The organism is Robinsoniella sp. RHS (assembly GCF_001029355.1).
Classification (GTDB): domain Bacteria; phylum Bacillota; class Clostridia; order Lachnospirales; family Lachnospiraceae; genus Robinsoniella; species Robinsoniella peoriensis.
Genome location: NZ_JNGB01000264.1, coordinates 1 through 1,659, shown reverse-complemented (window position 1 = coordinate 1,659; position 1,659 = coordinate 1). Strand labels below are relative to the sequence as shown.

1 protein-coding gene is annotated in these 1,659 nt (G+C 42.0%); it reads right to left on the bottom strand.

The window, feature by feature from the left end; translation table 11 throughout:
* The coding region (locus RHS_RS29650; protein ID WP_047835272.1) for a LamG-like jellyroll fold domain-containing protein at positions 1-1,659 on the bottom strand (1,659 nt) is incomplete at both ends.

Here is a 1,659-nt window from a genome sequence, read left to right as displayed (position 1 = left end):
TCAGCCAGAATACTTTCCAGCTGGGCAATTGCTTCTTCAAGCTTGCCAATCTGCTCATCTACTGCATCCTGATCCGCATTCTCATCTTCGAAAACTTTCCTTGCTTCAGCAATTGCTGCTTCCAGTACAGCGTAACTCTCTGCTGTATATCCATCCGGAATGTAAGCTTCTGCTGTTTCCAGCGCCGTCTGTAAAACAGTCTTGTCTACATTGTTGTCATACTCTGTATAAAGCTCGTTAATCTTTTCGCTGTTTACCGCACCGTTGTAAATTCTAAGGTCATCCAGTTCCAGATTGTCCGGATACTGTGAGTCATTGCTGTAACCGTTCTTTCCTACACGGTTTACTGCTGTCTCTGATCCGGTAATTGTCTGCGGATCTCCCAGTACTGTGACTTCTTGTTCCTGTCCATTCTTATAGATCTTACCCGTTTTGCTGTCTGAATCCCAGGTTACTGCAATATGTGTCCATTCATTTAATGGAAGGAAGTCATTCGGGTTCTGTGCTACATAAATTCCATTGAATCCATCCATTACGAAGAAGGATGAGTATTCATCGCCTACCGGATAATTTGTATAGAATCCTTTTCCATTATAGGCTGATTCATCTTTTGCCCATAACAGGGAGTTATTTCCTGATAATTCTCCTGTACGCTTAAACCAGTAGGAGATTGTGATATCCCTGGAAGCCAGGTTTGCACCTGCCGGAATTTCAAATGAGGTATCTTCTCCGTCAAATTTAAGTGCATCGCCGCTCTTGCCTTTTACAAAATCAATATCTTCCAGTTTTGGAACTGCTACCGTATAATTACTAGCAGAATTGTCCTTGATCTGGGTAAGATCATCCTGTTTATCAAAGCTATAATGTAATACCAGTTCTGCATTTTCAATCTTATCCAGTTGTCCCATTGCTGCCTTTAATGCTTCTACTGCTTTATTTACATCTGCTTCAACGGCGTCTTCCGACTTTAATATTTCTTCTGCATCGGTAATTGCTTTGCTAAGTACTGCATAACTTTCCTCTGTGTATTTTGCAGGATCAAATGTTTTTGCTTCCTGCAGAGTCTTTTGCAGTTCTGCCTTTAATCCTACTAATCCGGAAACTGCAGTGTTCAGATCATCCAGTGCTTTGTTAATCTGTGCCTGTGTCACATTGCTGTCCTTTAAGAGTTCTTCCGCTGCCGTAATTGCATCTGTTAACTTCTTAAATGATTCTGCGGTATAATCCTTAGCTGCATAATCTTTTGCCTTAATCAGTTCTTCTGACAGTTTGGAGGTATCTACGGACATTCCTCTTACATTAACCGTCATTTTTGCTTTTGTTGTTGTACCTTCAACAACTCCCTCAATGGTAAATGTTCCTTCCGCTGCAACCTGGTCTGCGGTAATTTCAGGCCATGTTACCTTGACACTGACATTGTCCTTTACACCATTGTTGTACAGAACCATAACGGTCTGCGGCATATATGGAAGGTTTCCTGCCAGGGTGTTGACTGTTGTGTCGTCGACGGTTGTAATGGTTGCTTTATCCATATCAGACCTTGCTGTAATGGTCGCCGTAACAAATTTACCGGTTTCTTCATTTACACCATTGATTGTAAACTGTCCGTCTGCAGCTACCTGATCCTGTGTGATAGCATCCCAGAGTACTTTTACGGAT